This is a genomic window from Paenibacillus sp. GD4 (assembly GCF_030846225.1).
Lineage (GTDB): Bacteria > Bacillota > Bacilli > Paenibacillales > NBRC-103111 > Paenibacillus_G > Paenibacillus_G silviterrae.
In genome coordinates, this window is the sequence record NZ_JAVCYK010000001.1 from 2,287,123 (window position 1) to 2,313,039 (window position 25,917).

Here is a 25,917-nt window from a genome sequence, read left to right on the forward strand (position 1 = left end):
AAAGAAGCCAGTTTCCGGCTAATGCCGATTATAACTTACGAAAGTAAAGCGGTCAACTGGTGCACGCCCTACTTCTTCTGAGGCTTGACCTGATGGAAGAGAATCTGGTTCTCCTTCACGTAGTTCATATCCCTCTGGATGATCTGCTCGAGGTATTCGCGGTCATTGAGTCGCTGAATATCCCGGTTCAAATCGGAGTTTACCTTTTGAACTTCAGACAGCTTCTGATCGAGTGCGCTTACCTTCATGCTCCGTTCGCCGATTTTCCCGTGCTGATTCCACAGGGTAATGCCGGCCCAGCTGAAAAAACAAGCAAGCCCGATCAGGAGAATCCGCTTTCTTCGACCTGATCCTTTGCTCTGCATATCCGCCTGGATTGACTTTGAAGTTGCTTGCAACGATCGAATCCTCCTACTTACGGTCAAAAAGCCAACCCCATAAGGCTGAGAAAGCATGACCGGTTCTCTTCATCCATGCGGGTACAGGTATGCCTCTCAGCGCACGCCACAACGGGCGTACAAGCCATAACAGCAATTTCCACGCAGGATAAAGCAATTGTAACACAACTTTATACAGGAAAATAGCCATCGCGGATAAAAATCCTAAAAAGATCACAAATACCCTGTATAACCATACAATTGGCGTCACAATCAACAAGTCGATCATGCGAAGGATAAAACGGTAAGTGGAGATAACCGCACGGATCAGCCAAAGGAAGATGCGGATGATGATACGGCTCAGCAGCCCGAAATAGAAGCAAATCCCAATTCCGATGGCTAGAAAAACAAACGGCCGGACTTCTCCCTGATTGCTTTCATAAAGCAGGTAAAAGACGACTACGGTACCGATCATCCAATACAGGAGGTCAAGGGGCGCTTTGAGCCATAAGGGTACTTTCAGCTGGCCGGCCAGTACCCGGTACAGGTCGTATAGCGTTCCCAGCACAAGCCCCCCCGAGAACATGGACCCGAGCGTCAGGAATTGGACATCCAGGGTCACTTAAACAGCTTACCCAGAAATCCCTTGGGCTTGCCTTGGGAGTTTGTGTCGAGATAGGCCAGCTCATTGACATACCCCTCGATGGCCACCAAGCCTTGGTCAAGGCTTAGGTTTTTGATATGTAAGTTCTGCCCCCGGATCATGAGAAAGCCGCATTCGGTCTCGAGGAGAAATTCTTCGCTGTCGAAGCTCTCTACATTGAGTACACCGGATACTTCGAGCAGCTTACGGTTGAGCATTTTGATTTCTTGACGTTTGACTTTGCCCGGCTCTGGCATGGGATGAGGCCTCCTTGATACGCTTTGCTTGGTTTGGTGCGACAGAATCTATTCACTTGGAAGCCCCGAGTCGTGAGCCCCTCCTGCCGCTCTTGAAATCAGCTTCTCTCTCAACAACCGCACTGCGGTTAGAACCTGATTTCAAAGGCGGCGCGTAAACTCTACGGTGTTCTGCACGACTCTACGCTTGCGCTCAATAGGCTCAAGACCAAACCAAGCATAGCTTGTTTAGTAAAAATATATGGGGCAAGTCCGAGTTTAGAACCAAGTATCAGCAGTTCGTTGCAATGCAAACATGGAGGGGCAGGGTTTGCGAGGCAATATAAGAAAAACTTCTATCGAAGCCCGTTCACAGAAGTGCATTCATGGCCAAGAGGAAGCTTTTCTTGAAACGTCAGATTACTGGGGCTCCGCTCAAAACTTATAATTTATAATTTCTGATATTAAAAGAAAACCTCCGGCCCGGACGTTTTTTTAAAGACTTCCTACTTCTGGTGCATGGGGAGGGATAGGTTTGGGGCAACCGCTCGCGGCCTGCTCATCTTTGAACTAGCATAATTCTGCGAATATGCAACTTTTTTAATGCTAACTAATCAAATACAAGAGGATTTCTGCGTATATACAACATTCTTGGGCCAATTATAACGTTCTCAGCCATTGCTCTCTCTTAAAGATGCCTATTCTCACAAATCCCGTTCTGAACTTCGCTTGGGATCGTAGATTTCTGCACTATAGCAGCTTTTCATTCCTTGCCAACACGTGACGGTCTTTGAGCAAGGGCAGGAGTGGGTAATCTTCAACTTACTGGCGAAGCCCTTTCACAGAAATGCTTTCGTGGCTAAAAAGAAAGCCTTTTTTGATATTCCCGCATGTTGTTCTTTGTTCGCTTCGCGCTTCAAAGAGCATCTTACATATCAAATAAAAAGAGACCGAGCATATGCTCGGTCTCCTAGGACCGGTCACAAGGACCAGTCATCCTTCTTATGCATTTCTTCCTTCAGCAGGGTGTACATCTTCGCCGCATCTTCCTTGCGGGTCGACTCCGACAGAAGCTCTACGCGGACGGTGACGTTCTTCTGGCCGAACTGAATCGTCAGCTCGTCCCCGACCTTCACCGTGCTGCTGGGCTTGGCGTCCCGTCCGTTGATCCAGACACGGCCCTGATCGGACACGTCCTTCGCCACCGTGCGGCGCTTAATAAGCCGGGACAGCTTCAGAAACTTATCTAAACGCATTCCTTACTTAACCGCTTCTTTAAGCTTGTTGCCAGCCTTGAATGCCGGAACCTTGGATTCAGGAATGGAAATTTCTTTGCCTGTTTGCGGGTTGCGTCCTACACGTCCGGAACGCTTGCGAGTTTCGAATGTACCGAAGCCGATCAGTTGTACTTTGTCACCGTTCGCCAGCGCGTCGGTAACTTCGCCCAGGAAGCTGTTCAATACGGATTCTACATCTTTTTTAGTTAAGCCGCTTTTTTCAGCAATGCTGTTGACCAAATCTGTTTTGTTCATGTTCTTCGATATCCTCCTCTAAATATGGCGCTTACCCTATGTATTCTTTGCGACTCAGGAAATTCCTGCTAGTCTTGTCGATTTATCTGATTTTTTTTTGCCTGCTGCCACAAAGACTCCATTTCTGATAAATCAGTCTGGTCAAAAGATTTGCCCTTTAAACGCAGCTGCTGCTCGATATATTGAAAGCGGGTCAAAAACTTGCGGTTGGCCTCAGCCATCGCTTCCTCCGGCTCTACCTTCAAGAACCGCGCAAGGTTCACTACGGCAAAAAACAGATCGCCAAGCTCCTCCTTCTGCTCTGCCTTCGTCTGGTGCGCGATCGCATCCTTCACTTCCTGCAGCTCGGATTCGACAACAGGCAGCACCTCCTCCAGCGTGCTCCAATCGAAGCCGACCTCGGCCGCCTTCTTCTGAAGCTTGTACGCCCGCATCAGTCCCGGCAGCTCGCGCGGAACGCCGTCCAGAACGGACTGCTCCTTCGGATCGATCCCCTTGTTGCGTTTTTCTTCTTCCTTAATCGCCTGCCAGTTCACGAGAGCCTCTTCAGCGTCCTCCGCCTGCGTCTCCCCAAATACGTGAGGATGACGGCGAATCAGCTTCTCATTCAGGCCTGCAATGACATCAAATACCGAGAATACGCCTTCCTCGGCCTCCATCTGGCTGTGCAGCATGATCTGCAGCATGAGATCGCCGAGCTCCTCGCACATATGATCCGGATCCTCTTCGTCAATCGTTTCAATGACCTCGTAAGCTTCCTCTATGAGATTTTTACGAATGGATTGGTGCGTTTGCTCCCGATCCCAAGGACAGCCCTCGGGACTGCGGAGAATCTCAACGATTTCATGCAAACGGGCGAACGTCCGGTTGCGCACAGCATCCTGCTCTGTTCGAGGAACCCAGACTAGCGACAGGTTACCGTAGCCCTTCACCCGATCGAGCTCATATAACGGCACTTCGTAAATTTCCTCTTGTCCCGGCACACCGAGAGCATGTCCGACCGTCACAACATAGTCGTCCGGGTACAGCTCCATTAACGTAAGCTTCAGATCTGAAGCCGTCAGCGTATCGTACACCTGCCCGATGATCGTATGTAAAAGCGGATTGAGCGTGTACGCCGACAGCGAGGTTGCGTCCAATAGCTGGAACCCTTCGATGGGGTCCAGCCCCAGGCGTACGAACGCTTGATCGAGGAAGCTTTCGCCTCCCAAGATCGTGAGGGCTACGCCTTCCTGAGGGCAGCGCTCTTTGAGCAGCTGTACCGTCCGTTCCGCCACCATGGGATGACCCGGGACGGCGTACACGATGCCGGAGGTACCGGCATCGGCAGGCAAATAGGCGGACAGCGCCTCCGCTGCCGGGTTCGGCACAATCTCGGCTTGCAGGCCGGCAGGCTCCTTTGCCTTGCGGATCAGCGCATCCGCAATGGCCTCGTAGACCTCCTCGAAGCGGTCATGCGCTTCGTAAACCTTGTCGAAGGATGCGATGGGAATCCGCATCCGCTCGAACATCGCCACCACGGGATGCTCCCGGGTGCGCAGCCAGATGGTGCCGGACCGCTGACCGGCGCTGATCAGCACGCTCAGGACGCCGAGCGTAAGCTGGCTTTCGTCGCCGGTACCGAGGCCGACGACCGTAATTTGCGGTTGCTGGGTAGACATAGGCAATCGCCTCCTTGGTTTGCTGCTGCCGCCTTAGCGCAGCAGCTTCAATTTGCGCAGCAGGGCGAGGGGCTTCCCCGCCAGCTGCGGAATGAGCTGAAGCTCGGCGGCCGTTATGACGCCGAGCTTCAGTAGGGCGAGCGCATACGCGAGCGCCCCCACGGCGACGCCGCCGAGCGTGGTGACCGTGGCCACGGCCCGCCCGGGCAGGGCCGCGGGAAGCCGCGCGAGCAGCGGCGCTGCGCCGTGCGTCACGGCCAGCAGGCCGAGCGCCATGAAGCCGATGCCGAGCAAGCCGGCTTCATGGCCGTGAGGCCGCCCGCGGCCGGGACGCCGGTGGCGCGCGCGCGTGCGCGAGCGCGAGCGTGCCCGCGAGCGCGTAGGCGGCGACGGCGGCGACAGCGGCGCCGTCGATGCCGTAGCGCGGCACGAGGGCGAGGCCCGCGGCGATCTTGACGCCTGCGGCGAGCAGCAGGTACACCGCCGGCGCCACGATGGCGCCGAAGCCCTGCAGCACGCTGCCGGCGATAATATGCATCACCGAGAAAACCGCGGTGAACGACAGGATCACCATCGCCGTCGTTCCTTCGGGTCCCTCGTAGAACATGATGTTCATAGGCTCCGCCAGCATGGCAAGCCCGACGGAAGCCCCCAAACCGATGAGCCACGTCACCTTCAGCGACATGGCCGTACGCTGCCGGACCGCCAAAGCATCCCCGCGCCGCTTGGCCTCCGCAATGGCCGGCACCAAGGCTCCGGTCAAGGAGGAGGCAATCATGGCGGCCAGGCTGACCAGCGGGATCCCATGGTTATAAAGACCGAATTGATATAACGCCTCCATCTCGCTCAGACCGCTATGAATCAGCACTCTCGGAACCAAAAAGGAATCGACCAAGGTCAATACGGGGAGCGCAATCGAGCCTAAGCAGATTGGGATGGCATACAGCACAAGCCTCCCCAGCAGCCGGACATCGAGCCGGCGCTGCTCCTTCCAGGGCAGCCTTGCTCCCCCCCGCTCCCCCATTCCCCTAGGGCTCCGGCGCCACAGCCATAGCAGCACTAACAGCCCGCCGACCCCACCGGCTACCGAGCCGAAGGTCGCGCCTGCGGCGATCCACTCCGGCCCATACCCTGCATGCATAAACCAGAGCAGAAGCCCGAACATCGCCGCGACTCTTACCGTTTGCTCCACTACCTGCGACCAAGCGGTCGGCACCATGTCATGGAAGCCTTGATAATACCCGCGAAGAGCCGAAAGCAACGGCACCAGCAAGAGAGCGAAGGAGACGCTGCGAATGGCGAGCGCCGTCTGAGGTACGCCAATCCATCCGGCAATCCGGTCCGCTCCCCAGTATAAGCCCGCGAAGCCCGCCAAACCGGTGACCGACAGCATGACCAAGGATACTTTGAGTACCCGTCTGGCTTCCCCATACCTTGCCTCCGCTGCATAATCGGCGACGAATTTCGCAACGACCAGGGGAAATCCGGCCGTTGCCATAAATAAAATCAATATGTATAGAGGATACACGGCATTATAAATGCCAAACACTTCATCCCCGGCAATATTTTGCAGCGGTATTTTCTGCAGCGTTCCGATCAGCTTGGAGGCTACCGCCGCCAGACCCAGCACTGCCGCGCCTTTTAACAAGGTCTCTCCAGGCTGAGTCCCCTTCGTCCTTCTCTCCATCCCGCTTCCCCTTTGCGTTCCGCATCGCTAGTTTCCACTACTTCAACGCCTCATTATACCCCAAGCCCGCCTCATTTCCCAAACACAAAAAAGCTTCCCGAACCTCGTCCCGCGAAAGGAATCGATTCAGGAAGCCCTTAGTCGCATTATTGTTCCATCTGCTTGGCCAAGAAACCGGCAGCGGTCTCGGCCATCTTCAATTCCATTTGCCCCATCTTCACATTCTCGTCTTTGTTGACAAGAATAACCGATCCAATCGGGTCTCCGCCGGCGACGATCGGTGCCACTACGTACGAGCTGTAGTTTTCGTTAACATCCTTAATGATTTCGTAAGTACCCGCTCCGCTCTCCAAGGAGGCTTTGCGGTTTTCCATGCACTGCTCGACGATTGCGCCAATTTGTTTTTCCAAGAAATCCTTCTTCGAACCGCCGGCGATTGCAATAATGGTGTCCCGGTCCGAAATCATCGTAATGTGGTTCGTGCTTTCATATAAAGACTCGGCATACTCCTTAGCAAAATCCCCCAACTCCCCGATGGGCGAGTACTTCTTCAGAATCACTTCTCCATCGCGATCCACGAAGATTTCAAGCGGATCCCCTTCACGAATGCGCAGTGTGCGGCGAATTTCTTTTGGAATTACGACCCTGCCAAGATCGTCGATACGACGAACGATTCCAGTTGCTTTCATAATTCTAGATGCCTCACTTTCCTTGAAGAGTTTGATACGACTGGATAAACCATTGTATACAAATGGAGGGAATTCGACTAACCATAGTATTCTTCGATTCCCAATAACTTATGCATGTACTGCCTTAGCGGGCGGTGTGTCCGCTGGGGTCTATGTACTTGCCGCCGCTGTTTACATTATGTCCAAAAAAAAGAAAACAAAACAAGGCACCCGGTAACGGGTGCCTTGGTAATTACTTCTGCTGAGCAGGAGCCGGTGTAGCCGGTGTAGCCGGCTTGTCCTCCGGCTTCGGCAGGTTGTTTTTCTCGATAAGCGTAGGCAATTCCTTCTCGACAAAGTCGTATACAGTCGTTTCCGCCGCTTCCGAACGCAAAGAGTCTTTGACCTCATCGAACGTCTTCGTCTTGCGGGACTCTACCTTCATCACGTGGTAGCCGTACTCCGTTTCTACAGGTTCGCTAACCGTATTCAGCGGCAGCTCGGCAGCTGCTTTCTTAAACGCCGGTACCCATTGGGAAATCTCGACGTTCTCGTACTTGCCGCCCTGATCCTTAGAGCCCGGATCCTCGGAGTACTCCTTGGCCAGCGCAGCGAAGTCGCCGCCCTTCTTCAGCTTATCCTGTACTTCCTTCGCAATTTTCAGCGCTTCTTCCTTCGTACGCTTCTCCTGGCCCGTAGCCGGATCCGAGGTACCGATCAGAATATGGCTCACAGTCGCTACATCATAAGCATTTTTATCCTGTTCGAGCCGCTTCTTGTAGGAATCCTGCATTTGCTGATCCGTTACCTTGCTCTCAATGGAGACAATGGCCTGATTGCTGCGCAGTATGAACTGCTCCACGTCTTCCTTCGTGAGGCTGGCATCCTTCAACTGCTGGTCCATGCCGCCCTGCATGTCGAGGAACGTTTTTATCTGCTCCATTTGCTCCTTGGTCTTCTTATCGGCTTCCGCTTTCGCCTTATCATCGGCACGGGAAGACAGCACCTTGAAGGTAACGAGCTGCTTCATCATATCCTGCTGAAACGCAGGGTCTTCCTTAAATTGAGCGTAATCTTTATAGAAGAAAGTGTTGATCCCCAAAAACTTATCAAATTCGGCGCGGGTAACCTGTCCGCCATCCTTGTAAGTTACGACGACTTCGCCCGGCTGACCCGGAGCCGCCGCCTGTTCATCTTTCTTTCCGCAGCCCGTTGCTACAGCAAACGTTAGTACTACAGCCATCAGGGCGGTAAGCCCCTTAGCTACCTTTTTATTTTTACTTGGCCACATTCTGCAGCTCTCCCTTCGATTTCAGCGCACGCTTGTATTGTACCAGAAACCTTTCGAGTAATTCGATGGTTTGTTCTGGCTTCAGACCCTTGCCTTTCAGTTCGATAATAATTTGAGGGCCTGAAATGAGCTTGACCCGATTCTCAAACTCTCCGGCGAGCTGGAACAGCTTCTGTCCGTCCAAATTACCGTTCTGGCTTGGATGAATGCGAAGCTCGTAATCCGCTCCTTTTTGCGAAATCGTCTCAATCGCGTACTCGCTGCCGTATACACGAAGCTTAGCTACCGTCAGGAGGTTGAACACCGCCTGAGGCAAATCGCCAAACCGATCGACGAGCTCATCATGCAGCTCTGCAATTTCTTCCAATGACTTAGTCGCTGCGACCTTCTTGTAAATCTCGATCTTCTGGACGCTGTCATAAATATAATCTCCCGGGATGTATGCATCGATCGGGATATCAATTTGCGTCGACCAGGCCTTTTCCTCATGAACGGCTTCGCCGCCAAGCTCGAGCTCCCGCTTCCGCTTCTTGATTTCCTCTGCAAGCATCTGCGAGTAAAGGTCGAAGCCGACCGAAGCGATAAAGCCGTGCTGCTCAGCACCGAGCAAATTGCCGGCTCCGCGGATGGACAAGTCTCTCATGGCAATTTTAAACCCTGATCCAAGTTCTGTAAACTCTTTTATCGCCTGCAGACGCTTTTCCGCTACCTCTGTGAGCACCTTGTCGCGCTGGTACGTGAAGTAAGCGTACGCTACACGATTGGAGCGACCTACGCGGCCGCGCAGCTGATACAGCTGGGACAGCCCCATTTTGTCGGCGTCATGGACGATCAGTGTGTTGACATTCGGGATATCTACGCCGGTTTCAATAATACTGGTGCTGACCAGCACATCGAACTCCCCGTCGAGAAAATCGAGAATGACCTTCTCCAGCTCCTGCTCGCCCATCTGCCCGTGAGCTACCGCAACCCTCGCATCCGGAACAAGCATGGAGATTTGCTCCGCCATCTGGTGAATGCCTTGAACCCGGTTGTACAGGTAAAACACTTGGCCCTCCCGCGCCAGCTCGCGCTCGATCGCCTCGCGCACCAAAGCGAAGCTGTGCTCCAGCACATACGTCTGCACAGGGAATCGATTCTCCGGCGGCGTCTCAATGACCGACAGGTCGCGAACCCCCAGCATGGACATGTGCAGGGTACGCGGAATCGGCGTTGCTGTCAGCGTCAGCACGTCCACATTGGTCTTAAACCGTTTCAGCTTCTCTTTGTGGGAAACGCCAAAGCGCTGCTCCTCGTCCACGATCAGCAGGCCTAGATCTTTGAACTTCACATCCGCCGAAAGCAGCCGGTGCGTTCCGATCACAACGTCAACCGTACCGTTCTTGACCCCTTTCATCGTCTCCGTTTGCTCCTTCTTGGAACGGAAACGGCTCAGCACTTGAATGTTGAAAGGATACCCCGAGAATCGCTCGCGGAACGTCTCGTAATGCTGCTGGGCTAGAATGGTGGTCGGAACCAGTACCGCAACCTGCTTGCCGTCGATAGCCGACTTGAAGGCCGCACGGATCGCCACCTCCGTTTTACCATAGCCTACGTCACCGCAGAGCAGGCGGTCCATCGGGCGCGGACGCTCCATGTCCTTCTTGATCTCCACTATCGCTCGCAGCTGATCCGTCGTTTCCTCGTACGGGAACATGCTTTCGAATTCCTGCTGGTAATTGTTATCGGGCGAGAAGGCATAACCGACGGTGGCCTCGCGTTCCGCATACAGCTTAATGAGATCATCTGCGATGTCTTGCACCGCCGAGCGCGCTTTACTCTTAACCCGGTTCCAATCCGTGCCGCCCAGCTTATAAATCTTCGGCTCCTTGCCTTCCTCGGCGCCGACGTACTTCTGAATTTGATCGATCTGCTCGATCGGCACCGACAGCTTGTCGCCGCCGGCGTACATAATGTGCAAATAATCCTTATGAATGCCGTTGATTTCTAACGTGCCGATGCCGACGAACTTCCCTATGCCGTGGTTGACGTGCACCACATAGTCGCCGACCTTCAGCTCCTGATAATTTTTGATGCGCTCCGCGTTCTCGATCTTCTTCTCGACCTTGCGTGCCTTCCGCTGCTTCTGGGTAAAGATTTCCCCTTCGGTGATTACAACCAAATGGACGCTCGGCAGCTCGAAGCCGGTTTGCAGGTTGCCCTCCACAATAAGCGGTGGCTCGATCTGATAATCGTTCAGCACCCGCCGGATCCGGTCCGCCCGCTCCTCGTCACTGCCGAGGATGATGACCTTTGTACCGGCCTTCTTCCAGCGCTCCATCTCCGTCTTAAGCAGGTTCATCTGCCCGTGGAAATTTTGCATCGCCCTTGTCGTCAAATTCACGATGTTCTGCGGCTGCGTTTGCGGTACCTGCCGCAGGAAGATCGACATGTAAAGCGTTGGGTACGGCTTACGATGCAGCAGCGACTCATACGGCTTGGAGAGAACGAGCGACGGCAGACACTTGCCGTCTTGGAGCGACATGGTCATCCATTCCGCTTCATCTTTCTCCAGCTGCTTGGCAGTCTCCAGCAATCGGGACGGCTCATCCAGGAGCAGCACCGTATCCTTCGGCATGTAATCCAGCAGCGTTTGCCGTTCCGGATACAGCAGCGATACGTATTTGAATATGCCTTGGAACGTTTGGCCCTGGCGCAGCATTTCGATTTCATGACCCATGCCTTCGAGCAGTCTGTCCTTCACCGTGCGGTCCGTCATCTTCTCCAGCTGCTGCTGAAGAAGCTCATAAGCATGCTGAGCCGCCGATTGTAAACGGTTACGGTCAGCCACGATCTCGCGGCACGGCGTAAGCACCAGCTCCTCGAATTTCTCGATAGAGCGCTGATCCGCCGCATCAAAGGAACGTATGGAATCCACTTCGATATCGAACAGCTCGATCCGATAGGGGTTCGGCGAGGTTAGCGGGAATACGTCGATGATTCCTCCTCGCACGCTTAGCTCCCCTTTGTTCTCTACCCGCTCCACGCGCTCGTACCCGAGCTCCACCAATCGGTGCACCAGCTCCTCCAGCTGAAGGGAGTCGCCTGTCTTAATCTCGACCTTGGCTGCTGCGATGGATTCCCGATGCGGCAGAATACGGCGCATACCGGCATAAGGCGCCACCACGATGCCGCGGAAGCCGTCCGCGAGTTTCGTCAGCGCATCAATCCGGCGAGCCAGCAGCTCGGGGCTTGCTATCGCCGCTTCGGCGGCCAGCAGCTCCTGGGCCGGGAAGAGCAGCACTTGCTCCCGCGGGACGAGCTCGACGAGATCCTCGAACATTTTTTGTGCGGCGAATAAATTGTGCGTTACGATAAACAGCGGCTGCTGCAGCTCCTGCTGCAGGGCTGCGAGCATGACCTGCCGTGAGGATCCGGACAGTCCGGCGATCAACTGTTCCCGCATGCCTGCCCGGACTCCTTCCACCACACTGCGGAAATCCGTATCAGCCGAGAACGCCTGGATTAAAGCTTGCAAACAAGACACCCCTCTCACCACGTAAACCATGCAAGTTCATTCTATCTCGATGTTTAGGTGCTTCCTATATACATGTACCTAACACGTAAAAAGCCTAGAGCGAGTTCGCCCAGGCCGTTTTACTAGGAAAGAAAATACTGCAGCGCTGCCTTCCTCCGGCTATTGCAGAGGACTTCCCAGCAGCATCAGCTCCGGATTGGCTTCCAGCGCTTCCTTGCAGTAATCACAAACCACTTTGACGGTGACATCCCCATTCGGGTCATACGATATTATATCTCTCCGCTCTTCAGGGGTCAAGAAATGAAAGCCGAGCTGGTACTCGCTAACCCCATCCTGCTGGATCTCTCCAATCGACGTTTGGCAATGACGGCAAGTGTATTTCACGGACACAGGCTGTTCCTCCTCCGAACTAATGAATTCAGCAATCGCTTTTACTCATTATGACCAATTCGGGAGAAAATTAGCCTGCCTGCCCCAGCTAACCGTTAAATTTCGCCATCGTCTTCTCAAAGGAATGCTGCAGAGCAAATTCCATAGCGTCACAAGTCGTATCGAGCACCTGTGACATCCCCTGCTTCTCTTCCTTCGTAAACTGGCTCAATACATAATCCGCGATATCATAGCCGGGAATGGCCGGACGGGAAATCCCCATGCGGATCCGGTTAAAGGACTGCGTGCCGAGATGCTGAATGGTCGACTTGATCCCGTTATGCCCTCCGGCACTGCCTTGATAGCGCAAGCGAATGCTTCCGAAGGCCGTGTCCATATCGTCATAGATGACCACCAAGTCCTCGATTGAGGCTTTGTAGAAGTCCATGAACGCCCGCATCGACTCGCCGGATAAATTCATGTATGTCATCGGCTTCAGAAGGTATACCTTCTCCCCCGCTACATGCCCTTCACCGAGCAAGCCCTTGCATTTATTTTGCGTAACCTTAATGCCATGCTTCTCTGCAAACCGGTCAACCGCCATGAAACCGATATTATGGCGCGTCGTTTCGTACTGCTTGCCCGGATTGCCAAGCCCTACAAACCATTTCACTTGCGTTCCTGCTCCTTCCGGTACTGCCTCGTCAGCCTATCAATCTACAACTCTATTATACCATCTGATCCCGATAAGCCCAAATTCGACACAAACTTCCCATGAAGGATCGTTACCTAGCGTTTCCATGTTTCATCCTTATCATTCTTTACCCCATTCTATGCAAAATAACACACCCATGCAGAAAAGGCGACCTGCAAACCTGCAGACGCCTTAGTCTCTTCTTATACCTGTAGTTTTTGTGTTTTTGCTTTTTTGCTTTTGCCGCGAAGGGAAATGCGGTTGGGATCGACTTTTGCTAAAAGCAACGGAGAGCCCAATCGCATTTCCCATAGCCTTCTTTAAGCAAATGTCAAAAACACAAAACTAAGCCTCAGCCTTAACCTCTTCGTTCGCCTCTTCTCCGGCACCCGCAGGCGTATCCGCCTTCTCTGCAGCCGGTTCGTCATCCACCGGCTCGGCCGCAGGCTCCTTCTGCGGCGCCAGGATGGTTGCGATCACATCGGTAGGTGTAGATTTCAGCTCGATGCCGGCCGGAAGCACGAGATCGGAGACCAGAAAGCTGGAGCCGATCGCGAGTCCGGACACGTCAACCGGGATGCTGGCCGGAATCTGAGTCGGCAGACAGCGCACGTCCACCTCATGGTTTTGAATTTGAAGAATGCCGCCTTCCTGCACGCCTGCAGGCTCTCCGACAATCTCCAGGCGGACCGTTGTGTTCACCGGCTCATCCATATTGATCTGATGCAAATCGACATGGAGCAGCTGACGGCTGATCGGGTCACGCTGCACCTCGTTAATCATCACCGGCTGCTTGCCCCACTGAGGCAGATCCATCTCGATGACTGCATTCGGGCTGGTTCGAAGCAGAGCCAGAAGCTCCTTCTGATCGATCGCAATCGATGTTTGCGTTACTTTCTTTCCATATACGACAGCCGGCACCTTTCCTTGGGCGCGGAGCTGTTTGCGTTCACTCTTCGTCGGTGTGGCATTGCGTGCTTCTGCTTGTAAAGTAACTGCCATATTGAAAAACCTCCTTCAGAATAGGCCATTTAAGGTAGCTTCTACTACTTTGCCCAAATGAAGGAGGTTCTAAAACCCGAGCTTACGACTTTTCCGTTTTTGCTTTCTTCTTGGCCGCGAACTTCGCCCTCAGCTTATCCGCGTAGCCTGCTTTATTCACTTGGCGCTCCCGCGCAATCGCCAGGTCGCCCGCTTCGACATCATGCGTAATCGTGGACCCCGCCACCACATATGCACCTTGTCCCACCTTCACCGGAGCAATCAAGTTCACATTGCTGCCGATAAACGCATCCTCTCCGACTTCCGTCAGCTGTTTGTTGAAGCCGTCATAGTTGACTGTGATCGCTCCGCACCCGAAGTTTACGTTGCGACCGATGACGGCATCCCCGATGTAGCTAAGATGCGACACCTTTACATCGTCCGCCAGCTTGGCATTCTTGATCTCTACGAAGTCACCGATCTTCACATTTTCGCCAAGATCAGCTCCCGGCCGCAAGTACGCGAACGGGCCGACGGCGGTGCCTTGACCGACTACCGCTTCTTCCAGCACCGAGTGCTTAATCGTGACGCCGTTGCCGATCCGGCTGTCCTTGATCTCCGTCTGCGGCCCAATGACGCAGTCCTCGCCGATCACGGTCGCACCTCGCAGCACCGTCCCCGGTTGAAGCACGGTATCGGGGCCGATTTGTACATCCGCCTCAATATAGGTGCTGGAAGGATCAATGAAGGTAACGCCATTCAGCATATGACGCCGATTGATGCGCTCCTTCATGAACTGCTCCGCTTGGGACAGCGCAAGACGATCGTTGACGCCGATCGCTTCCACCTCGTCCTTCAGGATCGAGCCCTCCACCACGTGGCCGGCAGCTACCAGAATCCCGATCACATCGGTAATGTAATACTCGTTCTGCGAATTGTCATTCTTCACTTGAGCAAGCGCCTCGAACAGCTTACGGTTATCGAACACATAGGTGCCTGTGTTGATCTCCTTCACAAGATGCTCCTGCTCCGAGCAGTCCTTCTGCTCCACGATCCGGGCAACGAAGCCGCGTTCATCGCGGATAATCCGCCCATAGCCCGCAGGCTCCTCCAGCAATGCCGTAAGAATGGTCGCAGCGGCTCCCTTCTCTTGATGAAGCTGAATCATGCTGCGCAGCGTCTCTTCCGACACGAGCGGGGTATCTCCGCAAATGACAATCGTCAAGCCTTCCTCCCGTGCCAGCAGCTCTTTCGCTTGAAGCACGGCATGGCCCGTTCCTAGCTGCTCTGCCTGAAGAGCGTACTCCGCCCGGTCTCCCAAATATCCCTTCACTGCTTCGGCCCCGTGACCGACAATAACAACCGTTCTTGACGTCTGGAGCTGTTCCAGCGCCGATACGACATGTCCTACCATCGGTTTGCCGCATACGGGATGAAGCACTTTATATAACTTCGACTTCATACGTTTTCCTTGACCTGCCGCCAGTACAATACCGAACAATTTCACCGGCTCTTCACTCCCCATCTCTAAACTTTCCGTAGAAACCCACTCCTTATCTTACTTGAGATAGGGCAAAAAGAAAAGAGAGCCTGTTCGGCTCTCTCTTGGTTTCGATTAGGCTCCCTCTTCGATAACCTCTTCTTCCGTAGCGGCCCGCTCGTACTCCGCTAAGACCGCAGCTTGGATCTTCTCACGGGTTGTAGAAGAAATCGGATGGGCGATATCACGGAATTCGCCATCCGGTGTACGTTTGCTCGGCATTGCTACGAACATACCGTTGTTACCGTCGATTACACGAATATCGTGAACCACAAATTCGTTATCAATGGTAATGGATGCAATGGCTTTCATTCTACCCTCGGAGTTCACCCTACGAAGCCTGACGTCAGTAATCTGCACTTGTGTTCACCACCTTATTATCCATCTTAGAGACTTGTGCTATAAATTCCACATTTTAGTGCAAATTCCTGCTCAAAATATTGGAAATCGTTCGATTTTATAAATACTTTATATATTTACGCGGATTCGACAGTGACCGCCGCAATAAGCTCTATTTCGACAAGCACATCCTTGGGAAGTCTCGCTACTTCCACTGTTGAACGAGCCGGCTTATGGTCTCCGAAATAGGAAGCGTAGATTTCATTAACTTGCCCGAACTGATTCATATCCTTAATGAACACGGTAGCCTTCACAACATCCTTGAAATCCGCTCCGCCGGCCGTGAGTACCGCTTTCAAATTACGAAATACCTGATGTGTTTGCTCTGCTATTCCGCCCTCTATAACTTGTCCGTCCAAGCCCAAAGGGATTTGCCCGGAGGTGAACAGCAGATTTCCAAAACGAATTGCTTGCGAATAAGGTCCGATCGCCGCCGGCGCTCCTTCTGTTGCAACTTTGTGTAATGTCATTAGGGTTCACTCCTATTCTGTGAAATAGTTTCCTGGTTCTACCGAAATTTGCTTCGTCTTGGGATCCACAGCCGACAGCTTCGCTAGAGAGATGTAGTTTTCCACCAAATGCTCCTCGACTTCTCCCGATTCGACGAACACGCCGACACCCTTCACCGTTGCTTTAAACTCCTGAAGAAGATCCATCATGCCATGAATCGTACCGCCTACACGCATAAAATCATCGATGATCAGTACACTTGACTCTTCCTTCAGCGCCCGTCTGGAAAGAGACATCGTTTGAATTCGTTTATTCGAGCCCGAGACATAGTTAATGCTAACGGCCGAGCCCTCCGTTACCTTATTGTCACGCCGCACAATGACAACCGGCAGGTTCAAAAAGGAGGCCGTAGCATAAGCAAGCGGAATCCCCTTCGTCTCCACCGTCATCACGACGTCAATGTCCTTCGCAGCAAACACGGAGGCAAACATCCGGCCTACTTCATTAAGAATAAGCGGCTGCCCCATAATATCCGACATATACAAGTAACCGCCCGGCAAAATACGCTCCGGCTGTTCCAGCTGACGGCAAATTTGTTGAATGAAGGCCAGCGAGCTCGCCTTCGACACTTTCGGAATAAATTTCACGCCGCCGGCTGCTCCTGCTAAGGTTTGCAGCTCTCCAAGTCCCTCATCCTCGAACACTTCCTTAATGATCGCGAGGTCCTCACTGATAGAGGATTTGGCTGAATTATATCGGTCTGCGAAGGTCGTTAATGGAATTAAGGTATGGGGGCGAAAAAGCAAGTATTGCGTCATCTCGACCAATCTTGCGCTTCTTTTTAACTTTTTCATTGGTACACCCCCGTTAGTGTGCATAATCGTTATCAATTTCCGAATATTATAATGAAAATATATCATTCATGTACGCCTTTGTTCAAGTGAGCCATGAAAATTAGTCTCACATCAACGTAACACAAACATAACACAGCGTTATGTTAGCAGGCGAACCGCATAAACATCCTTGCAAAAGCCCCGTAATCCGTTATAAATCCGCGCCACCTTGGCCTCCTTGGAGACCAAGCCGAACACCGTAGGACCACTGCCTGACATCAGCACCCCGTCCGCTCCAAGCCGTATCATGCAATCCTTTAGCTGCTTCACCTCCGGATAAAGGTCCAGTGTGACCTCTTCCAGCACGTTGCCAAGCTCTTGGCAGAGCTGGTCGAAGCGTTTGGACCGAATCGCTTCGAGCACGTTCGCCGTGGAGGGGTGTCGGCGGATTTCATTTGCCCTCAGCTTTCCGTAAATTTCGGAGGTGGACACATTAATCGGCGGCTTGGCCAACACGACCCAGCATTGCGGAGGCGATTCGATTGGCTCCAGCTTTTCCCCGCGCCCTCTGGCTACCGCCGTCCCCCCGGTCACACAGAAAGGCACATCCGAGCCGAGCTCCGCTCCAAGCCTTTGAAGCTCGTCCACCGGGATTCCGAGCTTCCACAGCCGATTCAAGCCTCTCAGCGTGGCAGCTGCATCACTGCTTCCCCCTGCAAGGCCTGCGGCCACCGGAATCTTTTTATCCAAATGAATGTAGACTCCCTGCGTTACTTCGTAACGTTCCTTAATCAGCCTAGCTGCTTGAAAAGCAAGATTCTTCTCGTCCAGCGGTATGTATCCGGCCTGGCTGGAGATGATAATCGTGTCCCGCGGCAGCTCCTGCATTTCGATCCGATCGGCCAGGTCCACCATGGTCATAACCATCTCCACCTCATGGTAGCCGTCCTCGCGCTTATATAAAACATCCAATGACAAATTAATTTTTGCCGGAGCTTTCTCGAATACTTTCATCCAGGCCACCTTCTTCGCACTGTGTCTAATCTGCGCCTCATTACGGCAAATGTTTATATTCCCTATATTATACCATTTAGCGCAACAAAAAAAGCTAAAGCCACCTCTTGCGCGCTCTAGCTTTTCCTCCTATCGATTTTTACTGTCTGTACGGATTTCCTTCTTGCCCTGCCGAAGTCGGGCGATACATCGTGCCGTACCCTGTGAAAGGCTGTGTTCCGAAGGCTTGTCCGGCACCCTGCTGCGGTCTCGGCTGCGGAATGAACGATTGCGGCTGCGCATACGGCGATGGAGGCAGTGTCATGACAACGGGCTGCTGCACCTGGCTCGAGACGGGCTGCTGAACGGGCCGAGCCTGTCCTTGCATCTGGGCACCAGGCTGCTGCGCCTGTTTCATCGATTGCTCCGCGATCTGCAATGCGCGCTTTACCATGTTCCCCGCATCCTTAGTACGGATGCCTCCCCAGCCTTCCTGCTTCACCGTATCATAAAAACCCAAATCCTTGGCCAGCTCGTATTTAAAATCTTCCGACATTACACCGCGGCGATTTCTGCGTGACATATCGATCAATCCTCCTTGTTCTAGTTAATTCATAGTATGGTACAAGCATCGATAAGCCATGCACCTTCACAGCTTTCATCTTTTCCCAAAAACTCATATTATAGCGTATAAAGTCCAAGCCATTGGGATAACTTATACATCCCGGGGTGGTACAAACCTTTTCCAAAGGTTATTACCTGTACAGGTCGATTGACTTCAAACTTCACTTCACCTCAACAACGAAAAAGCGACTATCCCTGGCCGGATAGTCGCCTATAGCACAAATATATAGCTATTGTTGTATCGTAATACGCATTTGTCCGTTGTCGTTGCATACCGTGACCTCAACGGACTCCGTCAAAATGTCTGCATAGCTGTAAGAGACTCGCTTGAAAGCGTGCTGCTCTTCATCGAGCTTTACAATAAAAACGGAAGGGTAGGTTTCCTCCAAAACACCGGATCGTTCGATCGTCTTACGACGACCACCATTAGCTCTTAACATAATCTTCTGTCCGACATGAGGTTCCAAACTACGTTTGATTTCCAATAGCGCATTTTTTGCCATTGTCAACTACCACCTCTTTCCTATAAGATTATAACCCAATGGATATAGTATGTCAATTTAAACCGATAATTATAGCAGTATGACAATCTTGTTGTCAACGGTAAAAATCCTTGTAACAGCGGGTTTTTAGGCAAATTCCGGCTTGCCATGTTCACATATTTGTCGATATTTACAAAAAAAAAACGCCCTAAGGCGCTTATTTTGTACTAGAATACGTAATTCTGGGCACACCTCTGCGGTAGCTCCCCTTGGTTTCCAACCCTCCGAGCCCTTCAAGTCCGCTATGCGTCAAGCTAATCACGTCCACCAGGTTTACGGTTTCCTGAATCGGTGTAAAAGCCAGCTTAGCAGCAATACATAGCGGGTCCAGTGCATGTATCAAGACGCGTGCCGGAGAGCTCGCGAAATTGGCCCCTGCTTGCAGCAAAGCCTCAAAGTGGGATTGGCAGGCCCCTGCAACCACAACCAAGGTATCGCGGTTTTTCTCATACTGCCGCGCAACACGAACCGCATTAACGAAATTATGTGAATTTTTATAGCTGCTTAATTGAGAAATGTCCTGCCCGTTCCTATGCTTCAGAATGCCATCGTGTCCCGTGATGACGACGATATCGGGACGAACCTGTGGGAGCAGCCGGTACAGTGCTTCCGCCATATTGGCTTCAGGTACATAGTATCCTTCTACGGGTACCCGCAGCTCACCGTACAGCGCCATGCATTTGCGTAAATAGGATGCGTCTCCGTCCAGATGCAGCACCTTACCCGGCATTTCAAAATAACCGGATGTGCCCTTCCCCGTTATGCCTGGAGTCATCGCGGGGACCACTTGGTTCCTGCGCATGGATTCGGCCCAATGCGGCCGCATTCCTGATAGATTTTGTGTGTATTCTGCCGTTGTAGGCTCAAGATCCAGGATCGGCGCATCCGCCATTAATCGCAGCTCCACTCCGCGAAGAATCGCTTGCTGCATCTTGATGTCCTGAATCTTAAAAATGACGTCGCCGCCATACGATTTCCGAGTGACCAGGTCTCCCTGCTTCATGGCTTCATCGCCTCCTCGTGTATCGTATGGCGGATCTAGGCAAATGGTGCATTGCGTTACGACATGTTACCCTCTAACGCCTTATCTGCACAGAACGCGAGCCAGAATGGTGCTAAGACGGGCATATTCCGCAATGGAAAGCGTCTCTCCCCGCCGGGAGGGCTCAATGCCCGCTTCCTCCAGAACGGCCGTCAGCTGATCCTTTGTTTCTTTGGTAAAATACTTCGAGCTTAAGTTGTTATATATCGTTTTGCGACGCTGCACGAAGCTGGCCTGAACCACGTCGAAGAAGAAGGCTTCATTTTCTACCTGTACAGGCGGCTCCTTCCTTACCTTGAGCTTGATCACGGCCGAGTCCACATTCGGTTGGGGAATAAACACAGTATGCGGAACAATGGTAACAATCTCGGGTTCGCAATAATATTGGACCGCAATACTCAAGCTTCCATACTCCTTGCCACCGGGCTTTGCCGCCATTCGATCGGCAACCTCTTTCTGGATCATAACAACGATGTTCTCCAGGGGCAGCTTGTCCTCCAAAAGCTTCATGATGATCGGAGTTGTAACGTAGTAGGGCAAATTAGCCACGACACTAACGGGACCCACATCCTGAAACCGCTCCTGAAACAGCTGCTTCAAATCCAGCTTCAGCACATCGCCATGCACTACAGCCGCATGGGGATAGGGTTCCAGCGTTTCGGCAAGCATCGGCAAGAGGCGCTGGTCGATCTCTACGGCAACCACCTTGCCGGCCCTCTTCGCCAGCTGCTGCGTGAGCGCGCCGATTCCGGGTCCGATTTCCAGCGCCCCTTTGTCCGCTGTAAGCTCTGCGGCGGATACAATTTTATTCAGCACATTCTGATCGATCAGAAAGTTCTGTCCCAGGCTTTTCTTTAAAGTAAAGCCGTATTTCTGCATTAATTCCTTCGTTCGTTTAGGTGAAGCGATATCCTCGACCGCTTGTCCTTCTTTGCTCACTGCTGCAGCTCTCCTGTCTCTTTGTAAAATTGCTCAAGCGCCGCCTGAAACTCCTCTTGGGAGATTTGAAACATCCGGCACCGGTTATAAAACTGCTTACCGTTACAGTAGCCTATTCCTAACAGCTTGCCCATCCTCAGGCGACGGTCCGCCGCTTGCGGGTGAACAATCAGCCCGGCGTCCATAAGGTCCTCCCACGAAATTTCCGTAGCCTTGCTCTCGTAATCCGTTCGAACGTTATCCAGAGCCCGGCGAATGGCTTCCACCGAAGCATTCTCCACACCGATGTCTCCTTTACTCATTGCGTCCTCCTGCGTCAGGAAGGCATGCTTGCAGCCAGGTACTCGGGAGGCTATGATCTTGCGAATGCGCTCACCGGCATGATCCGGATCCGTGAAAACAATCACACCGCGCCTTTGCTGGGCCAGCTTAATGCGTTTGATGACGCTTTGGTTAATGGCGGAGCCCCCGGTTTCGATCGTCTCCGCTTCCACGGCTCGTTTGATGGCAACCGTGTCATCCTTGCCCTCTACCACAATGATTTCCTTGATCACGCGCTTCTTCAACCTCTTTCATGAAAAGCGAAAAAAGAAGAGGACCTGCGCCTTGTCGGACGCAAGCGATTGCCTCTTCTTTCCCACATTATCTATATCATGATTCTGCCCTGCCCTGCCGTAATGCATACAGGGCGGCTATCCGCTCATTTTCGCTGTTGAGCTCATACACGCAAGCGGTTTGATCCCGTCCATCACAATTAATCTGCTGTCGGCTTCTTCGGTCCGATGATATACATTGTGTACCCTCGTTTCGTACCAAAACGTTGGGCATTCTGTAAGCTGTCAAAGTAAAGATCGATGATATTTCCCTTGATCGCGCTGCCGGTATCCTCCGCACGGCGGAATCCGATACCTTCAATGTAAACCCACCAGCCCATGGGAACCACCTTCGGATCCACTGCAATGGTTCGGCCTTCTGTCACTTTCGTGCCTGAGGAAGTTATTCCGTATTGAGGGTGCTCTGCACTTTTCCCTGTCGATACGGCACTGGCGGTATAAGCTGTTACGGTGACGTTATTGATTACCTGCTTATAGCCGAAGGTAACGCCTGCTTTGGTTACCTGATCCACAGTGGGGGAGCCGGACGACAGCACAACCACCGGGTTTTTCGTACCTACCGCTACGATTTTCTTGATACTCTCGGACTGAACCTTTTCATCGACGATTTGCTCTGCTACGAGTACACCGTCTTCAAACACTTTTTCCTTGGTTTTCAGAACAACGCCCTCTTGACCTTCCTGTACGACTTGCTCTTTGCCCTTCAGCAGCTGGGGATCATTCTTCTTCACGGTCTCGAATGCAATCGATTCCGTAATTTCTTCCGTCTCTTTTTTCACTCTAACGATCTCGATGGCTGCACCGCCCGATAATGGCTCTCCCAATCCCGGCGACACCTTATCGAGCTCCCCTACGGCGATGTTCGATTCGGCAAGCGCGGCTTCCACTGTCTTCGCGACCGTGTACACCGTCTTCGTTTCTCCATCTGCCGTAACTTGAACCGGTATGGCCTTTTCGATGACAACACGGTCTCCCGACTTGACCGCACCCTGCAGCGGCTGAGATACCTTGTCATTCTGGCTTACGGCTATCCCTTGCTCATCCAGTATGCGCTGTAGAACAGAATGCCTTGTCTGGAACGTCTGCTCCTGACCGTCTACAACGATTGATACGCGCTTAGTGGCCGTACCGTACAACATCATTAAGAACATGAAGACAATAGCGAATGAAAGTAACGCAGCAACTGAAATCATACGCAAGTTTTCATGCTTCCATCGCAATGCGAAGGTCATGCTGGATGATCGTCTTACATGGGTTTGTTCATGAGTCACAACGCCCACTTGTTCGGTCCTCCTTCAAAGCCCCGCCGTCGACTATTTTGCATGATTCATCTGACGCGACTAAGGTTATTTGGTATTACCAAGGTCCAACCGTTATATCTGAACATCAGATCTTAAGACTTGCCCTTGTCCCCACCTCCTTTGATTCACTTGTATGAATCGACCGGGATGAATATCCCTAAGTGGACAACAAAAAACAAGCCAGAGAAGAGGAACCTTCCCGTGACTTGTTCTCATTTTAATCTAAAATGAAAAAGCAGCACACGACAATTGTTACCTCTCTCTTAACGCTTACGAGGTTAGCTGACGGATTCGGACATGAGAGTTGCCCTACTCAGAAGCTGCTGAGGCTTCTAAGATTCACCCCTGAAAATGCGTCTGCAGTCATATGGACTAGCTGCTGCATAACGCGATGCGGTTCCCCCGTTTCCCTTACGGAAACTCAGCGATGTTGGAAATTTGGTAATTTGTATTAAGTTAATATTGAGTTTACGATGGTACGGCTGAGTTGTAAAGTATACAAACTCGTGAAATTAGGGTTAATTTCACCCGATTTTCGCTATTATAGCCGTATTTTGCAAATAAACATACTTTCCTCTTCGTAAATCTCTTGATTTCACGAATTTGCTCCATTTATCCCTATTTCGACAAAAAAGGGCGTGGCCGAATGTGCACCTAATCTAGGTTAGTCTAAAAAGCTTGGACGCATTGTCGGATGTTATCCTTCCTAGGTCCTCCGTACTAATTCCCTTGATTTCCGCCGCGGCCTCGGCAACGTACCGGACATATGCCGATTCGTTCCGTTTGCCCCGAAACGGGTGCGGAGTGAGGTAAGGAGCATCCGTCTCAATGAGCAGACGTTCGAGCGGAACTTTCTCGAGCACCTCCTTCGGCTGCTTGGCATTTTTGAAGGTGACCGGCCCTCCGAACGAGATATAAAAATTCATATCCAGGCACTCCTTGGCGATTTCCCAGCTGCCGGAATAACAGTGCATCACGCCCCCTACCTCCGCAGCTTTTTCCTCACGAAGCACCTGAACGACATCCTGATGCGCATCCCGGTTATGGATCACAATGGGCTTTCCCACTTTGCGTGCCAATCTTATTTGATCGCGAAAGATGCGAAGCTGAATATCCTTCGTGCTCTTATCCCAATAGTAATCCAGTCCGATTTCACCGATTGCTACTACCTTAGGGTGCCGGCAAAGCTCCTCAATCCATTCAAGATCGCCTGGCTGCATGTCCGCCGCATCCGTCGGATGCCAGCCGACCGCTGTATAGATGAAGTCATATTGCTCCGCCAACGCAAGGGAAGTCGGAATCGTCTCACGGTTAAAGCCGATATTGATTATACGGGTGACGCCATTTGCTAATGCGCGGCCGATCACCTCTTGTCGATCCTCATCGAACTGTGGTGCGTTCAAGTGAGCATGTGTGTCTGTAAGCATAAAGTTCTCCTTCACGTTTCTACAATATAGGTGTATTCCAGTCCGGCGTTCCCCATGGGGCTGTTCAGCCACATTGTGTTCTTGTTTTTGTATTTTCTATATAATGGATATTACTCCAAATCAAAGAGCTTCCTCAATGAGGGCTGCAGAGCCTGGCTGTGATTCAGCAATAGCTCCTGCGGGTAATAAAGATGGTATTTCCCCATCTGGATTCCGCTGATGGAGCGAACAATTTCGGATTTTCTGGAAATTTCCGTCAGGTTGTCATTCTCGTCCAAGAGAAGAATCGGAAGCTTTTCGTCCTGCTCACCCGGCCGATAAATATCATAGGATTGGTCGGATGGGAAGTCAATCTCAAGGTAATAGGCAGGATCCACGCCAAGCTGCTGCATCTGTGTCCGCAATGCCTCTACTAATGAAGCATCCATGCGTTCCAACGTCACATACTTGAACAGGTTGCGGCTCAGGAACCGTGAGGAAAGATCCGCAAGGATGCCGTCCTCTTCAAACGTCCATTGCATGAGAACCGCTTGCATCAGCGCTTCATCCAGCATGTGGTAATCAGCCACCGTCAGCTCTTGACGGAACAGCCGTAGCAGCGGGGAAACCATGAATCGGAAGCGATATCCCTCTTCGTAGAGCTGTTTGGCCCTTTGGAAAACTTTGTGAAGAACCACCTCAGCACTGCGGGTAACCGGGTGAAAATAAACCTGCCAGTACATTTGGTAACGGGACATCAGATAGTCCTCCACCGCATGCATTCCGCTTTCCTTCACCACCATATGCCCGCGGTAAGGCCGCATGACACGAAGAATTCTTTCCAGGTCGAAGGTGCCGTAATTCACTCCGGTAAAATACGCATCCCTAAGCAAATAATCCATTCGGTCCGCATCCAGCTGACTTGATACGAGACTAACCACAATTTCTTTATGATAGGTTTTGGCGATCACGCCGGCAACCCTCTCGGGAAAGTCAGGCGCGACCCGTCTGAGAACCTGGTTCACCTCCGTATCCTCTTCAAGGACAATGCGGCAGGACCAATTTTCGTGATTCGTTCCGAATGTTTTTTCTATGGAGTGGGAGAACGGGCCGTGACCGACATCATGCAGCAAAGCAGCGCATAGGCAGAGCAAGCGTTCTTCCTTGGGCCAATCCTCGTATCGGTTCCGTTCAAACTGACTGATGATTTTTCTTGTGATCTCGTACACGCCGAGGGAATGGGAGAAACGGCTGTGCTCCGCTCCATGAAACGTCAGAAAGCAGGTGCCCAGCTGCCGGATCCGGCGTAATCTTTGAAATTCTTTGGTGTTGATGAGATCCCACACGGTTTCATCCTGAACGTATATGTATTTATGTACCGGGTCTTTAAAAACCTTTTCTTCCTTTAAGGGACTCGGGCTCGCCATGGGACATCTCCTTTTTTCTTTTCGTCTTTTATTTCGACATAAATGTTGAGCAATGTCGAGACATATGTCGAAACATGTCATTGCAGACTTCCATTGATTTATATGCTTTTTGGTATTTTATTCTAATTTTTTCGAGTTGCTTTTAAGGCCA

At 52.1% G+C, this 25,917-nt stretch carries 26 protein-coding genes, 1 pseudogene and 1 riboswitch; all 27 genes and pseudogenes read right to left on the reverse strand.

From position 1 onward, the window contains the following. Window positions 1–68: 68 nt before the first annotated feature. Window positions 69–398 carry an FtsB family cell division protein gene (locus tag RAC89_RS10745; protein ID WP_284642789.1) on the reverse strand — a complete coding sequence of 110 codons (330 nt, stop codon included), beginning with the start codon at window positions 396–398 and terminating at the stop codon, window positions 69–71. 13 nt (window positions 399–411) lie between these two features. Next, complete coding sequence (yabQ, locus tag RAC89_RS10750) at window positions 412–999, reverse strand: spore cortex biosynthesis protein YabQ (protein ID WP_306613430.1); 588 nt, start codon at window positions 997–999, stop codon at window positions 412–414. Continuing rightward, complete coding sequence (yabP, locus tag RAC89_RS10755; protein ID WP_284642791.1) at window positions 996–1,277, reverse strand: sporulation protein YabP; 282 nt, start codon at window positions 1,275–1,277, stop codon at window positions 996–998. Before yabP ends, yabQ begins: the two co-directional genes overlap by 4 nt. A gap of 959 nt (window positions 1,278–2,236) precedes the next feature. Continuing rightward, on the reverse strand, window positions 2,237–2,512 hold the full coding sequence (locus RAC89_RS10760; protein ID WP_284642792.1) for an RNA-binding S4 domain-containing protein: 276 nt from the start codon (window positions 2,510–2,512) through the stop codon (window positions 2,237–2,239). Between the two features lie 3 nt (window positions 2,513–2,515). Beyond that, a complete protein-coding gene (locus RAC89_RS10765) occupies window positions 2,516–2,788 on the reverse strand; it encodes an HU family DNA-binding protein (protein ID WP_284642794.1) in 273 nt (90 codons plus the stop codon). 68 nt (window positions 2,789–2,856) lie between these two features. Continuing rightward, window positions 2,857–4,449 carry a bifunctional methyltransferase/pyrophosphohydrolase YabN gene (gene yabN / locus RAC89_RS10770; protein WP_306613431.1) on the reverse strand — a complete coding sequence of 531 codons (1,593 nt, stop codon included), beginning with the start codon at window positions 4,447–4,449 and terminating at the stop codon, window positions 2,857–2,859. Window positions 4,450–4,482: 33 nt separating this feature from the next. Beyond that, a complete protein-coding gene (locus RAC89_RS10775) occupies window positions 4,483–4,743 on the reverse strand; it encodes a hypothetical protein (protein ID WP_306613432.1) in 261 nt (86 codons plus the stop codon). A 7-nt stretch (window positions 4,744–4,750) separates the two neighbouring features. After that, window positions 4,751–6,136 (reverse strand): polysaccharide biosynthesis protein, encoded by a 1,386-nt coding sequence (locus tag RAC89_RS10780; RefSeq protein WP_306613434.1) that lies wholly within the window; start codon window positions 6,134–6,136, stop codon window positions 4,751–4,753. 146 nt (window positions 6,137–6,282) lie between these two features. Beyond that, a complete protein-coding gene (gene spoVT, locus RAC89_RS10785) occupies window positions 6,283–6,825 on the reverse strand; it encodes a stage V sporulation protein T (protein WP_284642797.1) in 543 nt (180 codons plus the stop codon). A 232-nt stretch (window positions 6,826–7,057) separates the two neighbouring features. Then, on the reverse strand, window positions 7,058–8,095 hold the full coding sequence (locus RAC89_RS10790) for a peptidylprolyl isomerase (RefSeq protein WP_284642798.1): 1,038 nt from the start codon (window positions 8,093–8,095) through the stop codon (window positions 7,058–7,060). After that, window positions 8,082–11,612, reverse strand: coding sequence for a transcription-repair coupling factor (mfd, locus tag RAC89_RS10795; protein ID WP_306613435.1), 3,531 nt, complete (start codon window positions 11,610–11,612; stop codon window positions 8,082–8,084). Before mfd ends, RAC89_RS10790 begins: the two co-directional genes overlap by 14 nt. A 159-nt stretch (window positions 11,613–11,771) precedes the next feature. After that, window positions 11,772–12,002, reverse strand: coding sequence for an anti-sigma-F factor Fin (fin, locus tag RAC89_RS10800; RefSeq protein ID WP_284642800.1), 231 nt, complete (start codon window positions 12,000–12,002; stop codon window positions 11,772–11,774). An 88-nt stretch (window positions 12,003–12,090) separates the two neighbouring features. Next, window positions 12,091–12,654, reverse strand: coding sequence for an aminoacyl-tRNA hydrolase (gene pth / locus RAC89_RS10805; protein WP_306613436.1), 564 nt, complete (start codon window positions 12,652–12,654; stop codon window positions 12,091–12,093). A gap of 366 nt (window positions 12,655–13,020) precedes the next feature. Then, window positions 13,021–13,677, reverse strand: a complete 657-nt coding sequence (locus tag RAC89_RS10810; protein ID WP_306613437.1) for a 50S ribosomal protein L25 — start codon at window positions 13,675–13,677, stop codon at window positions 13,021–13,023. A gap of 82 nt (window positions 13,678–13,759) precedes the next feature. After that, window positions 13,760–15,163 carry a bifunctional UDP-N-acetylglucosamine diphosphorylase/glucosamine-1-phosphate N-acetyltransferase GlmU gene (gene glmU, locus RAC89_RS10815; protein ID WP_306616084.1) on the reverse strand — a complete coding sequence of 468 codons (1,404 nt, stop codon included), beginning with the start codon at window positions 15,161–15,163 and terminating at the stop codon, window positions 13,760–13,762. Window positions 15,164–15,271: 108 nt separating this feature from the next. Further along, window positions 15,272–15,556, reverse strand: coding sequence for a septation regulator SpoVG (gene spoVG / locus RAC89_RS10820; protein WP_018759486.1), 285 nt, complete (start codon window positions 15,554–15,556; stop codon window positions 15,272–15,274). 116 nt (window positions 15,557–15,672) lie between these two features. After that, window positions 15,673–16,065, reverse strand: coding sequence for a RidA family protein (locus RAC89_RS10825; protein ID WP_306613439.1), 393 nt, complete (start codon window positions 16,063–16,065; stop codon window positions 15,673–15,675). Between the two features lie 12 nt (window positions 16,066–16,077). Then, complete coding sequence (purR, locus tag RAC89_RS10830; RefSeq protein ID WP_284642805.1) at window positions 16,078–16,899, reverse strand: pur operon repressor; 822 nt, start codon at window positions 16,897–16,899, stop codon at window positions 16,078–16,080. A 138-nt stretch (window positions 16,900–17,037) separates the two neighbouring features. After that, window positions 17,038–17,892 (reverse strand): 4-(cytidine 5'-diphospho)-2-C-methyl-D-erythritol kinase, encoded by an 855-nt coding sequence (gene ispE, locus RAC89_RS10835; RefSeq protein WP_306613441.1) that lies wholly within the window; start codon window positions 17,890–17,892, stop codon window positions 17,038–17,040. A gap of 382 nt (window positions 17,893–18,274) precedes the next feature. After that, window positions 18,275–18,454 (reverse strand): annotated as a pseudogene (locus RAC89_RS10840) (small, acid-soluble spore protein, alpha/beta type); the annotation flags it as partial. A gap of 271 nt (window positions 18,455–18,725) precedes the next feature. Continuing rightward, window positions 18,726–18,998 carry a biofilm formation stimulator Veg gene (gene veg, locus RAC89_RS10845; RefSeq protein WP_284642807.1) on the reverse strand — a complete coding sequence of 91 codons (273 nt, stop codon included), beginning with the start codon at window positions 18,996–18,998 and terminating at the stop codon, window positions 18,726–18,728. A gap of 196 nt (window positions 18,999–19,194) precedes the next feature. Beyond that, window positions 19,195–20,040: a sporulation peptidase YabG gene (gene yabG, locus RAC89_RS10850; protein WP_284642808.1), complete on the reverse strand. Its 846-nt coding sequence runs from the start codon at window positions 20,038–20,040 to the stop codon at window positions 19,195–19,197. Window positions 20,041–20,121: 81 nt separating this feature from the next. Further along, on the reverse strand, window positions 20,122–20,958 hold the full coding sequence (gene rsmA / locus RAC89_RS10855; protein WP_284644969.1) for a 16S rRNA (adenine(1518)-N(6)/adenine(1519)-N(6))-dimethyltransferase RsmA: 837 nt from the start codon (window positions 20,956–20,958) through the stop codon (window positions 20,122–20,124). 56 nt (window positions 20,959–21,014) lie between these two features. Continuing rightward, entirely contained in the window at window positions 21,015–21,572 is a 558-nt protein-coding gene (rnmV, locus tag RAC89_RS10860; protein ID WP_306616085.1) for a ribonuclease M5, read from the reverse strand. A gap of 200 nt (window positions 21,573–21,772) precedes the next feature. Beyond that, window positions 21,773–22,912 carry a resuscitation-promoting factor gene (locus tag RAC89_RS10865; RefSeq protein ID WP_306613442.1) on the reverse strand — a complete coding sequence of 380 codons (1,140 nt, stop codon included), beginning with the start codon at window positions 22,910–22,912 and terminating at the stop codon, window positions 21,773–21,775. Window positions 22,913–23,184: 272 nt separating this feature from the next. Further along, window positions 23,185–23,370, reverse strand: a riboswitch (cyclic di-AMP (ydaO/yuaA leader). Window positions 23,371–23,592: 222 nt separating this feature from the next. Then, window positions 23,593–24,360: a TatD family hydrolase gene (locus RAC89_RS10870; protein ID WP_306613444.1), complete on the reverse strand. Its 768-nt coding sequence runs from the start codon at window positions 24,358–24,360 to the stop codon at window positions 23,593–23,595. Between the two features lie 110 nt (window positions 24,361–24,470). Next, complete coding sequence (locus RAC89_RS10875; protein WP_306613446.1) at window positions 24,471–25,766, reverse strand: HD domain-containing protein; 1,296 nt, start codon at window positions 25,764–25,766, stop codon at window positions 24,471–24,473. Window positions 25,767–25,917 lie beyond the last annotated feature (151 nt).